Origin of the sequence: Catellatospora aurea (assembly GCF_042663325.1) — a bacterium.
In the GTDB taxonomy this organism is placed as follows: Bacteria; Actinomycetota; Actinomycetes; order Mycobacteriales; family Micromonosporaceae; genus Catellatospora; species Catellatospora aurea.
Map to the genome: position 1 here is coordinate 1 of NZ_JBHTAC010000112.1, position 811 is coordinate 811.

The 811-nt window shown below is 66.8% G+C and carries 1 protein-coding gene; it reads left to right on the top strand.

Annotated features, from left to right (window positions below; all coding sequences use genetic code 11):
- The coding region (locus ACFQO7_RS37725; RefSeq protein ID WP_376810892.1) for an LCP family protein at positions 1–811 on the top strand (811 nt) is incomplete at both ends.

The following is an 811-nucleotide window of genomic DNA, read 5'->3' on the forward strand; positions in this document are numbered from 1 at the left end:
TGCTGGGCATCGACACCCGGTCGGGGCAGAAGGCCGACAACGCGCGCTCGGACACCATCATGATCGTGCACGTGTCGGCGTCGCACCGGGAGGCGTACATGCTGTCGGTGCCGCGCGACCTGCGGGTCAACGTGCCGGGCCACGGCTATCGCAAGATCAACGGCGCGTTCCAGGCCGGCCTGGGGCCCAAGGGCGACTGGGCGGGCGGCCTGAAGGTCGCCGCCCAGGTCGTCGGCAAGCTGACCGGGATCACGTTCGAGGCGGCGGTGGTCGTGGACTTCGCCGGCTTCAACAAGGTCATCAAGGCGCTGGGCAGCGTGCGCATGTGCGTGGAGGCCGACACGAGGTCGATCCACCATTTCATGGTCAAGGGCAAGCCGAAGTACATCGGCGGCATGCTCGACGACAAGGAGGCTGACGCCTACGCCGACCGCACCGGCAACCAGCGGTACGTGCACCGCAAGGGCTGCCGGGACATGCAGGACTGGGAGGCGCTGGACTTCGCCCGGCAGCGCTACCTGCCGGACAACTCCCTCGATTACGGCCGCCAGCGCCACCAGCAGCAGCTCATGCAGGCGATGGTGGCGAAGGCGACCTCGGCGGGGGTGCTCACCGACATCGGCAAGGTCAACAACCTGATCCGGGCGGCCGGTGAGTCGATGCTGATGAGCCTGCCCCGGGGCATGGACGTCATCGACTTCTTCTTCGCCATGCAGGACATCGCCGCCGCCGACCTGCTGTCGCTGAAGACCAACGGCGGCTGGTTCAACGGCTACGTGATCAACAAGGAGTCGTTCGAGGACCTCAACGA